This is a genomic window from Spiroplasma endosymbiont of Colias croceus, from assembly GCF_964020095.1.
Classification (GTDB): domain Bacteria; phylum Bacillota_I; class Bacilli_A; order Mycoplasmatales; family VBWQ01; genus Spiroplasma_E.
In genome coordinates this window covers 1671349-1688576 of the sequence record NZ_OZ026536.1, presented here as the reverse complement: position 1 = coordinate 1688576, position 17228 = coordinate 1671349, and the positions used below count along the sequence as shown (strand labels likewise).

Genomic DNA, 17228 nt, shown 5'->3' with positions numbered 1-17228 from the left:
GGTAAAACATGAAAATTAATGTAATTAAATTAAATGGCAAAACGATGACTTATAATATTGAAAATCCAATTACTGGTTATCAATTATTAAAACAGGAAAATGAAAATATAGATTCTTCAATTATTGCTTTTACTCTGAATGGACAATTAAAAGATTTATATTGAGAAATTAAAGAAGATGCTGAAATCAAGTTTATTAAAAAAGATGATGCTTTAGGATGAACTATTTTAAATTATGGATGTGCTATGATTTTAGCTCATACTATTAAATTAATGTATCCACAAGCGTTAATTACGATTGCTAATACTAATGATAATGGTTTTTATTTAGATTTTGATTATGAAAAACGACTTTCTAATGATGAATTAATTAAAATTGAAGAGAAAATGCGTGAAATTTTAATAAAAAATATTGAAATTAAAAGAGTTTGTCAAACTAAAGAAGAATCTTTAAAAACTCATAAAGACAATCCTTTTGCTTTAGAATATATTAAATTAAATCATGTTAATGGATTAAAATGCTCTTATTTAGTTGATAATAAGACTTTAGTAGTAGCATCGGGTGTTGCTATTAATAATTCTTCATCAATAAAAGATTTTAAATTATTAAGTATTACTGGTGCATATTGATTAGGAAATGATAAAAATAAACAATTACAGCGCATTTCTGGAATTTGTGATTATTCAAAAGTAAAATTAGTAGATAAACTTAATGAACTTGAAGAACGAAAAAATCGTGATCATCGCAAACTAGGTAAAGAATTAAGTATTTTTACTTTTAATGATGATTGTGGTAAAGGATTACCTATATTTTTACCAAATGGTATGGTTATTAAAAAAGTTTTGCAGGAATATTTGAGAAAACAAGAATTTATGTGAGATTATCAAGAAGTAGCAACACCAGTTTTAGGTTCTGTTGAATTATATAAAAAAAGTGGTCATTGAGATCATTATCGTGAAAATATGTTTACTCCAATTAAAAAAGAAGAAGAACAATTGGTATTAAGACCAATGACTTGTCCTCATCACTGTATGATTTATAAAAGTGCTCTTCGTAGTTATAAAGATTTACCTTTGCGTTTAAGTGAGCATGCTTTATTATATCGTTATGAAGCAAGTGGGGCTTTAACTGGTTTAGAACGAGTAAGAAGTATGGAATTAACTGATTCTCATATTTTTGTTAGATTTGATCAAATGAAAACAGAGTTTAAACGTTGTTATCAGTTAATTGCTGAGGTTTTAAAAACTTTAAATATTAAAATTGATTATTTATCATTATCTTTACGAGATCCTGCTGATAAAGAAAAATATTTTAATGATGATAAAATGTGAAATCAAGCAGAAACAGCATTACGTGAAGTATTAGATGAATTACAATTAGAGTATAAACCAATGATTGGTGAGGCTGCTTTTTATGGACCAAAATTTGATGTTCAAATTAAAACAGCATTAGGTCATGAAATTACAATATCTACTATTCAATTCGATTTCTTATTACCGAAAAAGTTTAATTTAACTTATATTGATGAAAATAATAATGAAACAAATCCAGTTATTGTTCATCGAGGATTAATTGGTACATATCAACGTTTTATTGCCACATTATTAGAACAAAATAAAGGTGTTTTTCCACTATGATTAGCACCAAGGCAAATTGCAATTTTACCAATAAATGAAAAAGAAAAAACCTTAGAATATGCTAATAAATTATTGCAAACTTGTAAACAACATAATTTACGAACTGAAATTATTAGCAGTGGAACTATTGGCAAACGTATTGTTGAAACACAAACTCAAAAAATTCCTTATCAAATTATTATTGGTGATAAGGAAATAGAAAATAATAATTTAAGTTATCGTCAGTATGGTCAAAAAGAAAGTAAAATTGTTACCTTATCAGAATTTTTAAAATTATTAACAAAACAAGTTGAGAATAAAATATAACTATAAAAATTAAAAAACCATTTAAGGTTCTAATTCTTAAATGGTTTTTTAGTTAATTAAGCAATTTAAATTTTACTAATATACTTAGTAAAATTTAAACCATTTTTTTATACGAAAAAAATATTTATATTTTTACTATTATTTTCATTGACATTGGGTTTTGTTTTCTGTAAGATACTTATTGTGCCCGAAAATAAATGGGTTACAAACTAGAAAAAACGATCTTTGAAAACTAAATAGAACAAGAATTAATCCGTCAATTTTTTATTAAAAATTAAATAAGTCAGACATCATTTTTTAACAAAAACAATTTTATTGAGAGTTTGATCCTGGCTCAGGATTAACGCTAGCGGCATGCCTAATACATGCAAGTCGAACGAAAGTAGCAATCTTTAGTGGCGAACGGGTGAGTAACACGTATCTAACCTACCATTTAGTGGGGAATAACTGTTAGAAACGACAGCTAATACCGCATATGTTATTTATTTGCAATGATAAATAATGAAAGGAGCATTTGCTTCGCTAATTGATGGGGATGCGGCGCATTAACTAGTTGGTAAGGTAATGGCTTACCAAGGTAACGATGCGTAGCCGATCTGAGAGGATGAACAGCCACATTGGGACTGAGACACGGCCCAAACTTCTACGGAAGGCAGCAGTAGGGAATTTTTCACAATGGGCGAAAGCCTGATGGAGCAATGCCGCGTGACTGATGAAGGTCTTCGGATTGTAAAGGTCTGTTGTAAGGGAAGAAGTGCTAGAATAGGAAATGATTTTAGTATCGACCATACCTTACCAGAAAGCCACGGCTAACTATGTGCCAGCAGCCGCGGTAATACATAGGTGGCAAGCGTTATCCGGATTTATTGGGCGTAAAGCGTGCGTAGACGGTTTTGCAAGTCTGAGGTTAAATTTAGGGGCTCAACCCCTAACCGCCTTGGAAACTACATTACTAGAGTATAGGAGAGGTTAGTGGAATTTCATGTGTAGCGGTGGAATGCGTAGATATATGAAGGAACACCAGTGGCGAAGGCGGCTAACTGGCCTATTACTGACGTTGTGGCACGAAAGCGTGGGGAGCAAATAGGATTAGATACCCTAGTAGTCCACGCCGTAAACGATGAGTACTAAGTGTTGCCATGAGGCAGTGCTGTAGCTAACGCATTAAGTACTCCGCCTGAGTAGTATGCTCGCAAGAGTGAAACTCAAAGGAATTGACGGGGACCCGCACAAGCGGTGGAGCATGTGGTTTAATTCGAAGCAACGCGAAGAACCTTACCAAGTTTTGACATACCTTGCGAAGCTATAGAGATATAGTAGAGGTTAACAAGGATACAGGTGGTGCATGGTTGTCGTCAGTTCGTGTCGTGAGATGTTTGGTTAAGTTCAGCAACGAACGCAACCCTTGTCCTTAGTTGCCAGCATTAAGTTGGGGACTCTAAGGAGACTGCTAGTGTAAGCTAGAGGAAGGTGGGGACGACGTCAAATCATCATGCCCCTTATAACCTGGGCTACACACGTGCTACAATGGCTGATACAAAGAGTCGCTAAACCGCGAGGTCAAGCAAATCTCAAAAAGTCAGTCTCAGTTCGGATTGAAGTCTGCAACTCGACTTCATGAAGTCGGAATCGCTAGTAATCGCGAATCAGCAATGTCGCGGTGAATACGTTCTCGGGTCTTGTACACACCGCCCGTCAAACCACGAGAGTTGGCAATGCCAGAAGTCGGTGTCCTAACCGTAAGGAGGGAGCTGCCAAAGGCAGGGTTGATGATTGGGGTTAAGTCGTAACAAGGTATCCCTACCGGAAGGTGGGGATGGATCACCTCCTTTCTATGGAGTTTAGTTTCTAATAAGAAACCAAGACAACAAGAAAAATTAGATGGATGATTTATTGGATTACTTCTTTTGTTCTGTTTAGTTTTCAGGGATTGTTTTCTCTGAGCAATTGTTCTTTAAAAACTGGATAATAGACATCTTTTAAAAAAAATAAGATAATTTTTATCTTGCAATAGGATATTCTAAAAATAAATTATTAAGAGCCTATGGTGGATGCCTTGGAATTGGAAGACGATGAAGGACGCGATTACCTGCGATAAGCTTCGGGGAGCTGGAAATAAGCTTTGATCCGGAGATGTCCGAATGGGGAAACCCACTATCTTTAATCAGATAGTACTGTACAATGAATTCATAGTTGTGCAGAGTGATACCTAGAGAATTGAAACATCTTAGTACCTAGAGGAAAAGAAAGCGAATGCGATTCCCTTAGTAGCGGCGAGCGAAAAGGGAGCAGCCTAAACCAGTCGTCAGACTGGGGTTATAGGACTGTCTATTAGGTTCGACCTATGAAGAGTTACAAAATTTATATATAGCAGAAGTTGTTGGGAAGCAACGCCATAGATGGTGAAAGCCCAGTATGCGAAATGTATAAATCTCTTGACAGTATCCTGAGTACGGCGAGGCACGTGGAACCTTGTCGGAATTTGCGCAGACCACTGCGTAAGGCTAAATACTAACCAATTACCGATAGTGAACCAGTACCGTGAGGGAAAGGTGAAAAGTACCCCGAGAGGGGAGTGAAATAGTTTCTGAAACCATATGCTTACAACAAGTCGGAGCCCGTTAATGGGTGACGGCGTGCCTTTTGTAGAATGAGCCGGCGAGTTACGATTACATGCAAGGTTAAGTTGAAAAGACGGAGCCTAAGTGAAAGCGAGCCTGAATAGGGCGTTTAGTATGTGGTCGTAGACCCGAAACCAGGTGATCTAGCCATGAGCAGGTTGAAGTTAATGTAACAGTTAATGGAGGACCGAACCAACGTTCGTTGAAAAGACCGTGGATGACTTGTGGCTAGCGGTGAAATTCCAATCGAACCTGGAGATAGCTGGTTCTCCCCGATATAGTTTTAGGACTAGCGTCAGAATTAGTGCAATGGAGGTAAAGCTCTGAATGTATGATGGCCCCACCTCGGGGTACTGAATGCAATTAAACTGCGAATGCCATTGTTACATATCTGGCAGTCAGTCTATGGGTGATAAGGTCCATGGACGTGAGGGAAACAGCCCAGATCATCAGCTAAGGTCCCCAAATCAATGCTAAGTGGAAAACGATGTGGAATTGTTCAGACAGCTAGGAGGTTGGCTTAGAAGCAGCCATCCTTTAAAGAGTGCGTAACAGCTCACTAGTCGAATGATTCTGCGCGGAAAATGTACCGGGGCTAAGCATTGTACCGAAGCTATGGGTCTATATATATGTTTACATATATTGTGGGCGGTAGGGGAGCGTTCTAATCTGCGGCGAAGTTAGACCGGAAGGACTAGTGGAGCGTTTAGAAGTGAGAATGCCGGCGTGAGTAACGATTGAAGGTGAGAATCCTTCATGCCGATTGACCAAGGTTTCCTGGGCTAGGTTCGTCCACCCAGGGTTAGTCAGGACCTAAGGCGAGGCCGAAAGGCGTAGTCGATGGATAACAGGTTGATATTCCTGTACCACCATGGTGACTGATGGAATAACGGAGAAGGCTAAAATGTCCCAGTGATTGGTAGTGCTGGGCTAAGTACAAAGAGGGTTGTGTAGGCAAATCCGCACAGCATTAACCTTGAAGTACGATGGGGAGTGAACGGTTCGCTTAGTAACGAAGCATTTGATGCCATACTTCCAAGAAAAGTTTCTAAAGACATCACCATGGTGCCTGTACCGAGAACGGACACACGTGGTCAAGGAGAATATCCTAAGGCAAGCGAGATAACTATAGCTAAGGAACTCTGCAAAATAACCCCGTAAGTTAGCGAGAAGGGGAGCTCATAGCAATATGAGTCGCAGTGAAGAGGTCCGGGCGACTGTTTAGCAAAAACACAGCTCTCTGCTAAGTCGTAAGACGATGTATAGGGGGTGACGCCTGCCCAGTGCTGGAAGGTTAAAGAGATTTGTTAGCGTAAGCGAAGCTTTGAACTGAAGCCCCAGTGAACGGCGGCCGTAACTATAACGGTCCTAAGGTAGCGAAATTCCTTGTCAGGTAAGTTCTGACCCGCACGAAAGGCGTAACGATCCGGACGCTGTCTCGGCTATAGACTCGGTGAAATCTTAGTACCTGTGAAGATGCAGGTTACCCGCGATTAGACGGAAAGACCCCGTGGAGCTTTACTACAACTTGATATTGAATTTTGGTGTAGTTTGTACAGCATAGGTGGGAGACGTTGATATGCAGACGCTAGTAGGCATGGAGTCACCATTGGGATACCACCCTTGCTATATTGAAATTCTAACTTGAGACCATAATCTGGTCTAAGGACAGTGTCTGGTGGGTAGTTTGACTGGGGCGGTCGCCTCCTAAAAAGTAACGGAGGCGCCCAAAGGTACCCTCAATATGAATGGAAATCATATGTAGAGCGCAAAGGTAAAAGGGTGCTTGACTGCGAGACATACAAGTCGAGCAGGAACGAAAGTTGGGCTTAGTGATCCGGCGGTGCTGTGTGGAAAGGCCGTCGCTCAACGGATAAAAGTTACCCCGGGGATAACAGGCTAATCTCTCCCAATAGTTCATATAGACGGGGAGGTTTGGCACCTCGATGTCGGCTCATCGCATCCTGGAGGTGTAGTCGCTTCCAAGGGTTGGGCTGTTCGCCCATTAAAGCGGTACGCGAGCTGGGTTCAGAACGTCGTGAGACAGTTTGGTCCCTATCTGTCGTGGGCGCAAGAAATTTGAGGAAAGCTGTTCCTAGTACGAGAGGACCGGAATGGACCTACCTCTGGTGCACCAGTTGTCACGCCAGTGGCACAGCTGGGTAGCTATGTAGGGCATGAATAAGCGCTGAAAGCATCTAAGCGCGAAGTCAGTTCCAAGATGAGATTTCTCATTCGAAAGAAGTAAGATCCCTTGAATACTACAAGGTTGATAGGTCAGGTGTGTAAGCATAGTGATATGTTCAGCTTACTGATACTAATAGATCGAGGATTTATTGAAGAATATATTCTCTATTGCAAATCAAAAGTAATCAAATTTAAAGATGTCTGTTTCTAGTTTTTAGGGAGCAATTGCTAAACTATTTGGTGTCCATGGCTGAGTGGTCACACCTGTTCCCATCTCGAACACAGCAGTTAAGCACTCCAGCGCCTAAAATACCAGCAATGGGAAAATAGCACGATGCCAAATTTTTTTTACTTATTTTAATGTAAAAATTAAGATTTTTTTAATTTTTACATTAAAATAAGTAAATAATTTTATTAATAAAAATAAAAGGGTTTTTTCACCCTTTTATTTTTAATTTATGATTGTTTTAATCCACTTATAGGCTCTGGTATTGATAAATCATTTTTTATTCATCAATAAATAGTAATAATAAATCCAATTAATGATATATAAGTTATATATTGTAGTAAACTGCAAAGTCCATAGATTAGTTTTTCTTTACGATTTGATCCAACATTAATTCCGGTGACGATTTCACCAACGGATCTAATATTAAAAATTCATAAAATAGCATTAATAATAAATAAAAAATTATTAATTAAACTTTTAATTAAACGTTTTGTTTGCATATTATTCTCCTTTAAACTAAAAATATTAACAATAATAATTTTAACATTTTAGCGATAAAATATATTATTTTAAACATTACCTTTATTATTGATATTAAAATAATATTAAATTAAAAATAATCTTGATGCTTTATCATAAGAAATGTAACAAATATTAATATAAAAGAAATATTCCGTAATTAAATTTTTTAAAAGTCAATTAATAATTTTAAAATTTATTTTATAATTTTGTTATTAACAATAAATTTAGAAAAGTGTTGATAAAAATGATTTTTGAAAATTTAAAAAAATTAAAAAATGAAGAATTTTATAGATATTTTGGTATAAAACGTTTTCATTTTAATGAAATGTTAGAAAAATTAATTGAAATAGAAAAATTAGAAAAAAATAAAGGTCGAAAAAATAAACTTTCAGTAGAAGAAAGATTAATGATGACTTTATTATACTGAAAAGAATATTATACTTTTTTTCAAATGAGTATTAAATCTAAAATGAGCCCATCAAGTTGTTTTCGAAATATTACTTGAGTAGAAAATAAACTTAGTAACCACAAAGATTACCAATTTTTAAAAGAAAGATATAAATTAAAAATTGATAAAAAACAAGAAAATTCAAATGAATTTCAATTTTATTTAATTGATTCAACTGAGATTGAAATTGAAAGACCAACTAAAAAAAACTACAGTTAGAATATTTTTCTGGTAAAAGTTGAATGTATTCTATAAAATTTCAAATTGTATATGATTTTTTTAATAAAAAAATTGTTGATATTTTTGCTGATAATGGTAAAGTGCATGATTTTCAAATATTAAAAAATTCAAATCTTGAATTTTCAGAAAAAACAATAATTATTGGTGATTTAGGATATCAAGGTATACAAAATATTTATAAAAATACAATAATACCAATTAAAAGAACTAAAAATAAAAAATTAACTAAACAAGAAAGAAAATACAATAAGATTGTATCTAAAATTAGAATTAAAGTTGAACATGTCTTTGCTTGATTGAAAAGATTCAAAATTTTAGTAAATAAATGTAGAAAATCTAAATTTAGACTTATGTACTTAAGATTTAACTTACTTTGTGAAATTTTTAATAAAATAAAACCATTAAAATAAAAAAAATATTAAAAATATTTTTTTAAAATTTAAATTTTTATCGAGTTAATATAAAAATATTATTAACAATTTTTTGTTTAAAATGTAAACTCATTTTTTAAACTATTTTTTCAAAAAATATTTATTTCTATATTCAATAACACTAAATAGTTTTAAAACAATTTTATTGACAATTAATTAAATTTAATTACGGAATATGTCCAAAGGAAATTGATATTAATTATTTTTTCATTGGTTTTTTATATATAAAAAAGAAGGAAAAACAATGATAAAATATTATTAATAATTTTTATTAATAAAAATTAAAAGGAAAATAGTATGCCAAAATTATTAAAAAACAGGTATAATTACCATTCACTTCAAGATCTGGCTGTAACTATTAGAACCATATACCCTCTATTTAAAATTGATGAGTTTATCAATGACATTATAGATGAAACATGAGATAAGTTAGAATTGAAAGCCCGTATGAGGAAAATTGCTATTAATTTAGGAAGATATTTACCAACCAGTTATGAACAGGCACTTGCTATCATTGATAAGATCATTGATCTTTATCCTGTAGGATTTAATGATTTTTCACTAATGTATTTTCCAGATTTTGTTGAAATCTATGGACAAAATGAACATCATTGGGATTTGTCAATAACTGCATTAGAAAGGTATACTCAATTTTCATCTTCTGAATTTGCAGTGAGACAATTTATTAGACTTCTTGCAAAACTATGATATTAATCACATTTTTTAAGTTTAAAAATTTATTTTAATAACACTTTTAATATTTTTTAAAAATTATTGTTCAAAATATGTTTTATTTTTTGTCATTAAAATACAACAAAAATTATTATTTCAAATAAAAAAATAAAATATTAAATTATCAAATATATTTAAATTAATAATTGTAAATTATAAATTGAAGCTATTAAATTAAATCTTAATGCAAATTTTTTTCTTCTATTTCGATATTTTTCACTAATAATTTTAAATTTTTTAAGAATCGCAAAAACATGTTCAATAACAACTCTCATTTTTGAAATAGCCTTATTATTTTTCTTTTCTTCTTTAGTTAAAGGGTTTTTCTTTGATTTTCGTTTAGGTAATAAGACATTTTTATGTATGTTTTGTATACCTTGATATCCTAAATCTACTAAAATAGTTGTTTCTGATAAAAATTTCGTTTTTGAATTTTTTAAAATTTTAAAATCATGATTTTTACCATAAGAAAAATAAGAACTTATAATTTTTTTACTATCTTTTTCAATTATGACTTGAGTTTTTATTGTATGTTTTTTCTTTTTTCCTGAATAATATTGTTTTTGACTTTTTTTGGGCGTTGAATAGTACTTTCAGTCACATCAATGATAACTGTTTTATCTTTAAATTATTATTTAACAGTGATTTTTGCCCATCAAGTTGTTGAAAATCAGGATGTTTTATTAAAGTATTTTCTATTCACTTGATATTCCTATAGCAACTACTTTCACTAATTCCATAACTTTTAGCAATATGAAAATAAGTTCGATACTCTCTTCAATATTCTAAAGTCATTAATAAACGATTTTCTAATGATAATTTATTAGGTGTACCACCATTTTTAAACTTTTTTACTTCTTCTGTCTTTAAAATTTCTAGAATTTTATTAAAAATAATATCATTTATACCAGTTAATCTTAATAATTCTGGATTGTTAATAGTTTTTAATTTATCAAACATCATAGATTACCTATCTTTTTTATTTTTAATTTTATTTTAAAAATTAAATTTTTAATAGATAGGTTTTGCAAGAAGTCTATTATCTAATACCCTTTCTATGTTCTCTTACATGTTCAATATTTTCTTCATCACCAATCATTATTTCTCCACAAAAAACACATTTATACTTTGTTCAATATCCCATTATTTATTCTCCTTATTTTTATCTTTCTTTTCTAAATCTTTTGCAATTGAATTTAATAGATTTAAAACTTTATATTCATTTTTTAAATCTATAATTATATAAATTAAAAATATTAAAATAGTTATACTTGTTATTAATATTGGTACTATTAATAAAATTTTTCATAATATCATTTTTTACTCTTTTCATTTTTTAAATCATTTAACATTAATTGAACAAAATGCACGATTTATATTCATATTTCAATTATTAAAGATTTCACCAGTTACTAAAATTTCATCATTTTTGTTTAATAAAATACATCGATTATAAAGTTTTGGGTTATTAAAAATTAAAGTAACATAATTTAATCTATTTCATTGACCACGAACACTATAATATAATTCTTTATTACCTTTTTCGTAATATTTTGCTTCAATACTGTTACTCAGTTTTACTCTTAATTTGACATAATTTGCTTTATCTTTCATGTTTATAATTTCTTTAAATAATTATCAAAAATTAATATTTTTTTATGATTTTTTAAATAATATTTAATATGCTTAAAAGCATCTTGTTCATGTTTTGTTAATTTTATATTTCCTTTATAATTTTCTATTTTAGTTTTATTTTTTGGGTGATTTTCGAAATAATCTCAGTTGAAAACATCTTGTACTAATACCATTAATGAACCAATAATTTTAGGAGTTGCTAATGGATTAGTTAATAATTGTTTTGAATTTAAAAAGAAATTTTCTATAATAACTAATATTTTTTTATCAATAAATTTTTCTTTAATTAATTGAAATTTTTCTTATATTGATTAATAACTTCTTTTTTAAAATCTTTTTTTAATTTTTCTTTATATTTATTAATAATTTCTTTTTTAAAATCTTCTCTTAATTTTTCTATATTAGACTTCTTGCAAAACCTATCTATTAAAAATTAAATTTTTAAAATAAAATTAAAAATAAAAAAGATAGGTAATCTATGATGTTTGATAAATTAAAAACTATTAACAATCCATAATTATTAAGATTAACTGGTATAAATGATATTATTTTTAATAAAATTCTAAAAATTTTAAAGACAGAAGAAGTAAAAAAGTTTAAAAATGGTGGTACACCTAATAAATTATCATTAGAAAATCGTTTATTAATGACTTTAGAATATTGAAGAGAGTATCGAACTTATTTTCATATTGCTAAAAGTTATGGAATTAGTGAAAGTAGTTGCTATAGGAATATCAAGTGAATAGAAAATACTTTAATAAAACAGCCTGATTTTCAACAACTTGATGGGCAAAAATCACTGTTAAATAATAATTTTAAAGATAAAACAGTTATCATTGATGTGACTGAAAGTACTATTCAACGCCCAAAAAAAGTCAAAAACAATATTATTCAGGAAAAAAGAAAAAACATACAATAAAAACTCAAGTCATAATTGAAAAAGATAGTAAAAAAATTATAAGTTCTTATTTTTCTTATGGTAAAAATCATGATTTTAAAATTTTAAAAAATTCAAAAACGAAATTTTTATCAGAAACAACTATTTTAGTAGATTTAGGATATCAAGGTATACAAAACATACATAAAAATGTCTTATTACCTAAACGAAAATCAAAGAAAAACCCTTTAACTAAAGAAGAAAAGAAAAATAATAAGGCTATTTCAAAAATGAGAGTTGTTATTGAACATGTTTTTGCGATTCTTAAAAAATTTAAAATTATTAGTGAAAAATATCGAAATAGAAGAAAAAAATTTGCATTAAGATTTAATTTAATAGCTTCAATTTATAATTTACAATTATTAATTTAAATATATTTGATAATTTAATATTTTATTTTTTTATTTGAAATAATAATTTTTGTTGTATTTTAATGACAAAAAATAAAACATATTTTGAACAATAATTTTTAAAAAATATTAAAAGTGTTATTAAAATAAATTTTTAAACTTAAAAAATGTGATTAATATCATAGTTTTGCAAGAAGTCTAATAATTTATTTGTTGGTATTGACTCCAATAAAGTATATAAAAAAATAGAAGTTACAGATTTATGTTCTGAATTATCTGGAATAAAAAATACTGATGATCATATTTTTGCTTTAGCAGTTGGTCCAGATGATTCAATTTATGCTGCTGGATCGCAAGGAATCTTATATACAGCTAAAAATTTTAATAAAAAATAGGTTATATATAAGTAATTAGTATTAAAATTAATAAAAATAAAAGACTTGCTGGCTAATTATATAGTAAGTTTTTTTATTTTTATTTAAATTTATGTATTAACATATTAAAAAAATCTTGTAATTTATTAAAAATCTAATATAATAATACTTGACATAAAGAAAGTAGTTTTTACGCTCACCTGATAGCTAAGTTGTTATAGGTTCAATGCTTTAAATTTTTATTTTTAAAATAAAGTTTTGTAGTGGTGAGTGTGCGTTTTAGCACACTTTTATTTATGCAAATTAAAGGAGGTATGTATGGCTTTTAAAAATAATGATAATTTATGAAATAGTAATATTCCCTTTTATGAATTTTTATTAATTGGTAATGATGGTACTAATTATGGTTTAATGAAAAAAAATGATGCTTTAAAAAAAGCAGAAGATTTAGGATATGACCTATTATGTATATCACCAAATGCTAAACCACCTGTTTGTAAAATGTTTAAATTTGATACATATCGTTTTGAACAACAAAAAAAGGAAAAAGAAGTTAAAAAAGCACAAAAATTAACAATTGTTGAAGAAAAAGAAATTCGACTAAGTGTTGTTATTGATAACAATGACATTAAAACAAAGGCAAATAAGGCTCGTAAATTTCTAAGTAATGGTAACAAAGTAAAAGTTACATTAAAATATCGTGGTCGTGAATTACATAATCCTGAAGCAGGATTTGAAGTAATTACAAAATTTTATAAAGAATTAGAAGATATTTGTATTTATGATAAAAACTTTGATAAAAAAGAAAAAAATATACAAACTATTTATCTTTTTCCAAAAAAGAAAAATCAAGAAAATTAACAATAGGAGGTAAAATATGCCAAAAATGAAAACAAAAAAAGCTTTAAAAAAAAGAATTAAAGTAACAGGAAGTGGTAAATGAATGCGTAGTGGTGCTTTTGTTTCTCACTTAGCTCAAAATAAAACAACAAAACAAAAACGTCAATTACGTGGGTGAAGTGAAGTATCTGCTTCTGACTATAAGCGTTTAAAAGATTTAATTTAGGAAGGTGACAAAATAAATGGCTAGAGTTAAAGGCGGTTATACAACTAATCATCGCCGTAAAAAAATACTAAAAGCAGCAAAAGGATATTATGGAGCAAAACATAGTTTATATCGTACAGCAAATGAACAAGTAATGAACTCATTAGCATATGCTTATCGTGATCGTAAAAATTGTAAACGTGAGTTTCGCAAGTTATGAATTCAAAGAATTAATGCAGCTGTTCGTAATTATGATTTATCATATTCACGTTTTATTGATGGCTTAAATAAAGCTAATATTAATCTTAATCGTAAAATATTGTCTGAGTTATCAATTAATCAACCAGAAGAATTTGAAAAATTAGTTTTGGCATCAAAATCTGCTTTAGCAAAATAATTAATTGCAAAATTTTATATAAATTAAAAACACTTGAAATAAATTAAATTTATTATAAGTGTTTTTAATTTATATAATTATGATAAGTTTTTGAAATTTATTTAATATAAATTTCAAAGAATATTTTTTTATCACAAACTTTGTTTTATAATATATTTAATGGTAAAATTAAAAAATAAATTCGCTTCTTAGTATAAAAATAAGAAAGAAATTTAAAAAAAGAGGGGGCCATTATGCAATTTGTTTTTCTTGGATTTTTTGATGGTAATCCACAAGCAGTTATTAATCCTTTATTTGGTATGTATTATTGAATTGGCTTATCTATATCATTATTCTTGATAATTAGTTTATTTATTTTTAAAAGGTTTTATGCTAATTTAAGTAAGTGCTATAGTTTTAAATGTAGTTTAGGTATTTTTCAAATACTTTTATATATTAGTTTTTATATTGTTCATGGATTGAATGGTGATAATTATCAATGGTATGATTATTTTCCTTTTCAATTATGTTCGGTATTAAATATTACTAGTGGTATACTATTAATTATTCCTAATAAAAGTTTATTTAATATTACTTTTCCTTTAATTGGTCCTGTTATTTTGGCATTTTTATTACCAGATAAAACAAAATGAGTTTTTGGTCCACAACATTTTCTTTATTGAAATTATTATTTTATTCATATTATTATTCTTTTTTCTTATTTACTTTTATATTTATATGGTCATATTGAATATGACAAAATATATATCAAAAAAAGTATATTATATTTAACTTTATTTGGTAGTGGTTTTTTTATTTTTAATACTTCTTTTGGTACAAATTACTTATTTATTGGTAATGCTGGTTATACAGCAAGTTTTGGTAAAAAAGTATTAGACACTTCAGTGTGGTTACCAATTTTACGTTTTACATTTATGTCTGTTGTTGGTATTTCATTACTAGTTTTAACATATATTTTTTATTATAAAAACTTTATCTCCTTTTTATTTAGAAAAAGGAACAAAAATTAATCCTATTTACAAAGATAAAAAATCATTAATTACAAAATTTTATAAAAAATTAAATTTAAAAGATAAGAAAATAATGAAATCTTAATTAATAATTAAAAAAAAGAAAGTGAGTTAATTATGTTAAATTCAAAACAATTTTCAACAATTATCCAACTTCAAAATGAGTTAGATAAAAAAATAATTATTAATCGTGGTGTTAGCGATATTAAAACATTAAATTCTAGATTTTTAGCACTTTTAGTTGAATTAGGTGAATTTGCAAATGAACAAAGATGTTTTAAATATTGAAGTTCAAAACCAAGTAGTGAAAAATCAGTAATGCTTGAAGAATATATTGATAGTCTTCATTTTATTCTTAGTATCGGTAATAGCCTTAATATTGATTTTCAAAATTTTAGTTTTTCAGAAAAAACAAATTATCAAGATCTTAATCTTGCATTCATTGATTTATTTGCTTTTGTTACAACTCTTTTTAAATCAAAATCAAGTAATGATTTTTTTGAATTATTAAATATTTATTTTACAATTGGTAAAAAATGTAATTTTAATAGTGAAGACATTATTTCTTGTTATATTTATAAAAATGAAATAAATCATTTACGACAATCACAAAATTATTAATGGAAATAAGTGATCGTTTTATTTAGGAGATTAAAATGACTAATGTTAAAATTTTCAATTATAATAATACAAAATGAGAGTACATTATTACATATAAACAACAAAAACATATGTATTTAAAAGTGCGCAACGATCAAATTATTATTAGTGCTCCATTTTTTATGGAAGAAAAATTAATTGAAGATTTCATTTTAAAAAGTTTACCTAAAATTTTAAAAAAGAAAACTATATTAAAACCTAATATTGTTATTAATAATAATGACAGTTATCTTTATTTTTTAAGTAAAAAATATCAATTAATTACTAAGTATCATTCAAAAAAAACCATTATTTATTTTGAATTTAATAATTTGGTAGTATGCACAAATATTCAAGATGATAAGCAAATATTAATTAAAATTCAAAAATTTTTAAAAGAAGAGTCAAAAAATATTTTTATGAGTCGCTTACAATATTGATCAGAAATTATGAATATTGAGTTTTCAGTACTAAAAATTCGTTCGATGTTAAATAAATGAGGTGTTTGTCAACCAAATACTAAAATCATTACACTTAATTATAAATTAATTCATTTTGATTATGCTGTAATTGATTATGTTATAATTCATGAGTTAACGCATATAATTCATGCTCATCATAAAAAAACATTTTGAAATTTTGTTGCTCAATATTGTCCAGATTTTCAAGATTGTCAAAAAATATTAAAACAAGGAGTTATGGATGAAACAAATAACCTCACTTAAAAATCCAATAATTCAAGAATTAGTTTTATTACATGAAAGAAAACATCGCAATGTTAAAAAAATGTTTTTAATTGAAGGAGAACATTTAATTAGTATTGCATTATTAAAAAAAAGATTACTTGCAGTATATGTTGATGAGAAGTATTTAGACAAATATGCAAATTTATTAAAAGCTTGTAATAATATTGAAGTTATTGTTGTAAATAGTATGATTATTAAAAAAATTTCACAACAAAAAACACCACAACCAATAATTGGCGTTTGTAATATTGTTAAACCTTTAAATTATTTTTATTCTTCTCATATTATTCTAATTGATACAATTCAAGATCCAGGTAATTTAGGAAATATTTTACGCAGTGTTACTGCTTTTAATATTTCTGAAGTATATTTATCAAATGAAAGCGTTGATTTATATAATCACAAAGTAATTAGTGCAAGTCAAGGAGCTATTTTTTATACTAATGTGTATTATGAAAATTTTGATCAATTTTTATTAAAAGTAAAAAATGCAAATTATATGATTTATGGTACATTTCTACATGAAGATAATAGTACTAATTTATCTGAAATTACCTTTAAGCAAAAGAATGCTTTTTTATTTGGCAATGAAGGACAAGGTATTAATAAAAAGTATAAAGATAAAATTAATAGTAATATTTTTATTCCAACTTCTTTTAATGTTGAATCATTAAATTTAGCAACAAGTGTAGCAATAGTAACGTATTGCTTATTTACTAGTAATATATTAAAATAAATTATA

General features: G+C 28.1%; 16 protein-coding genes, 3 rRNA genes and 1 pseudogene. 15 read left to right on the top strand and 5 right to left on the bottom strand.

The features are described 5' to 3' along the window. Nucleotides 1-8 precede the first annotated feature (8 nt). From thrS to rrf, 4 genes are all read left to right on the top strand, one after another. Entirely contained in the window at nucleotides 9-1943 is a 1935-nt protein-coding gene (gene thrS / locus AACL24_RS10490) for a threonine--tRNA ligase (RefSeq protein ID WP_339046685.1), read from the top strand. Nucleotides 1944-2254: 311 nt separating this feature from the next. Then, nucleotides 2255-3775, top strand: a 16S ribosomal RNA gene (locus AACL24_RS10485). Nucleotides 3776-3967: 192 nt separating this feature from the next. Further along, nucleotides 3968-6905: ribosomal RNA gene (locus AACL24_RS10480) — 23S ribosomal RNA — on the top strand. A gap of 82 nt (nucleotides 6906-6987) precedes the next feature. Continuing rightward, nucleotides 6988-7094 (top strand): 5S ribosomal RNA (rrf, locus tag AACL24_RS10475). The 16S, 23S and 5S rRNA genes sit together here, the layout of an rRNA operon. Before the next feature lie 113 nt (nucleotides 7095-7207). Here rrf and AACL24_RS10470 read toward each other — a convergent pair. Beyond that, on the bottom strand, nucleotides 7208-7480 hold the full coding sequence (locus AACL24_RS10470; RefSeq protein WP_339046683.1) for a hypothetical protein: 273 nt from the start codon (nucleotides 7478-7480) through the stop codon (nucleotides 7208-7210). Nucleotides 7481-7746: 266 nt separating this feature from the next. Between AACL24_RS10470 and AACL24_RS10465 the strand changes: the two genes are divergently transcribed. The 3 genes from AACL24_RS10465 to AACL24_RS10455 all read left to right on the top strand — a co-directional run bounded on the left by AACL24_RS10465 (nucleotide 7747) and on the right by AACL24_RS10455 (nucleotide 9335). Then, complete coding sequence (locus tag AACL24_RS10465) at nucleotides 7747-8169, top strand: transposase family protein (RefSeq protein ID WP_339045912.1); 423 nt, start codon at nucleotides 7747-7749, stop codon at nucleotides 8167-8169. Nucleotides 8170-8192: 23 nt separating this feature from the next. Next, nucleotides 8193-8600 (top strand): transposase family protein, encoded by a 408-nt coding sequence (locus AACL24_RS10460; protein WP_339045908.1) that lies wholly within the window; start codon nucleotides 8193-8195, stop codon nucleotides 8598-8600. 318 nt (nucleotides 8601-8918) lie between these two features. Further along, nucleotides 8919-9335, top strand: a complete 417-nt coding sequence (locus AACL24_RS10455; protein WP_339046681.1) for a hypothetical protein — start codon at nucleotides 8919-8921, stop codon at nucleotides 9333-9335. A 152-nt stretch (nucleotides 9336-9487) separates the two neighbouring features. Here the strand turns inward: AACL24_RS10455 and AACL24_RS10450 are convergent. The 4 genes and pseudogenes from AACL24_RS10450 to AACL24_RS10435 all read right to left on the bottom strand — a co-directional run bounded on the left by AACL24_RS10450 (nucleotide 9488) and on the right by AACL24_RS10435 (nucleotide 11161). Next, nucleotides 9488-10316 (bottom strand): annotated as a pseudogene (locus AACL24_RS10450) (IS5 family transposase). Between the two features lie 180 nt (nucleotides 10317-10496). Then, nucleotides 10497-10670 (bottom strand): hypothetical protein, encoded by a 174-nt coding sequence (locus AACL24_RS10445; RefSeq protein WP_339046679.1) that lies wholly within the window; start codon nucleotides 10668-10670, stop codon nucleotides 10497-10499. A 3-nt stretch (nucleotides 10671-10673) separates the two neighbouring features. Then, nucleotides 10674-10967, bottom strand: a complete 294-nt coding sequence (locus AACL24_RS10440) for a hypothetical protein (RefSeq protein ID WP_339046677.1) — start codon at nucleotides 10965-10967, stop codon at nucleotides 10674-10676. 2 nt (nucleotides 10968-10969) lie between these two features. Further along, nucleotides 10970-11161, bottom strand: a complete 192-nt coding sequence (locus AACL24_RS10435) for a hypothetical protein (RefSeq protein WP_339046675.1) — start codon at nucleotides 11159-11161, stop codon at nucleotides 10970-10972. 344 nt (nucleotides 11162-11505) lie between these two features. Here AACL24_RS10435 and AACL24_RS10430 point away from each other — a divergent pair. The 8 genes from AACL24_RS10430 to AACL24_RS10395 all read left to right on the top strand — a co-directional run bounded on the left by AACL24_RS10430 (nucleotide 11506) and on the right by AACL24_RS10395 (nucleotide 17222). Beyond that, a protein-coding gene (locus AACL24_RS10430) for an IS5 family transposase (RefSeq protein WP_339049441.1) occupies nucleotides 11506-12296 on the top strand; the annotation gives its coding sequence in 2 pieces (ribosomal slippage) (nucleotides 11506-11863 and nucleotides 11863-12296; 792 coding nt in all). Nucleotides 12297-12967: 671 nt separating this feature from the next. Continuing rightward, nucleotides 12968-13510: a translation initiation factor IF-3 gene (infC, locus tag AACL24_RS10425; protein WP_174480738.1), complete on the top strand. Its 543-nt coding sequence runs from the start codon at nucleotides 12968-12970 to the stop codon at nucleotides 13508-13510. 16 nt (nucleotides 13511-13526) lie between these two features. Beyond that, a complete protein-coding gene (rpmI, locus tag AACL24_RS10420) occupies nucleotides 13527-13715 on the top strand; it encodes a 50S ribosomal protein L35 (protein WP_174480739.1) in 189 nt (62 codons plus the stop codon). Between the two features lie 16 nt (nucleotides 13716-13731). Further along, on the top strand, nucleotides 13732-14091 hold the full coding sequence (gene rplT, locus AACL24_RS10415) for a 50S ribosomal protein L20 (RefSeq protein WP_252320320.1): 360 nt from the start codon (nucleotides 13732-13734) through the stop codon (nucleotides 14089-14091). 233 nt (nucleotides 14092-14324) lie between these two features. Further along, nucleotides 14325-15101, top strand: coding sequence for a hypothetical protein (locus AACL24_RS10410; protein ID WP_339046673.1), 777 nt, complete (start codon nucleotides 14325-14327; stop codon nucleotides 15099-15101). Nucleotides 15102-15218: 117 nt separating this feature from the next. Further along, nucleotides 15219-15722, top strand: a complete 504-nt coding sequence (locus AACL24_RS10405) for a dUTP diphosphatase (RefSeq protein ID WP_252320316.1) — start codon at nucleotides 15219-15221, stop codon at nucleotides 15720-15722. Nucleotides 15723-15757: 35 nt separating this feature from the next. Beyond that, the gene (locus AACL24_RS10400; protein WP_339046671.1) at nucleotides 15758-16465 is read left to right on the top strand and encodes a SprT family zinc-dependent metalloprotease; all 708 of its coding nucleotides are present in this window, start codon (nucleotides 15758-15760) and stop codon (nucleotides 16463-16465) included. Next, a complete protein-coding gene (locus AACL24_RS10395; protein WP_338988307.1) occupies nucleotides 16443-17222 on the top strand; it encodes a TrmH family RNA methyltransferase in 780 nt (259 codons plus the stop codon). The genes AACL24_RS10400 and AACL24_RS10395 overlap by 23 nt, the downstream gene beginning before the upstream one ends. Nucleotides 17223-17228 lie beyond the last annotated feature (6 nt).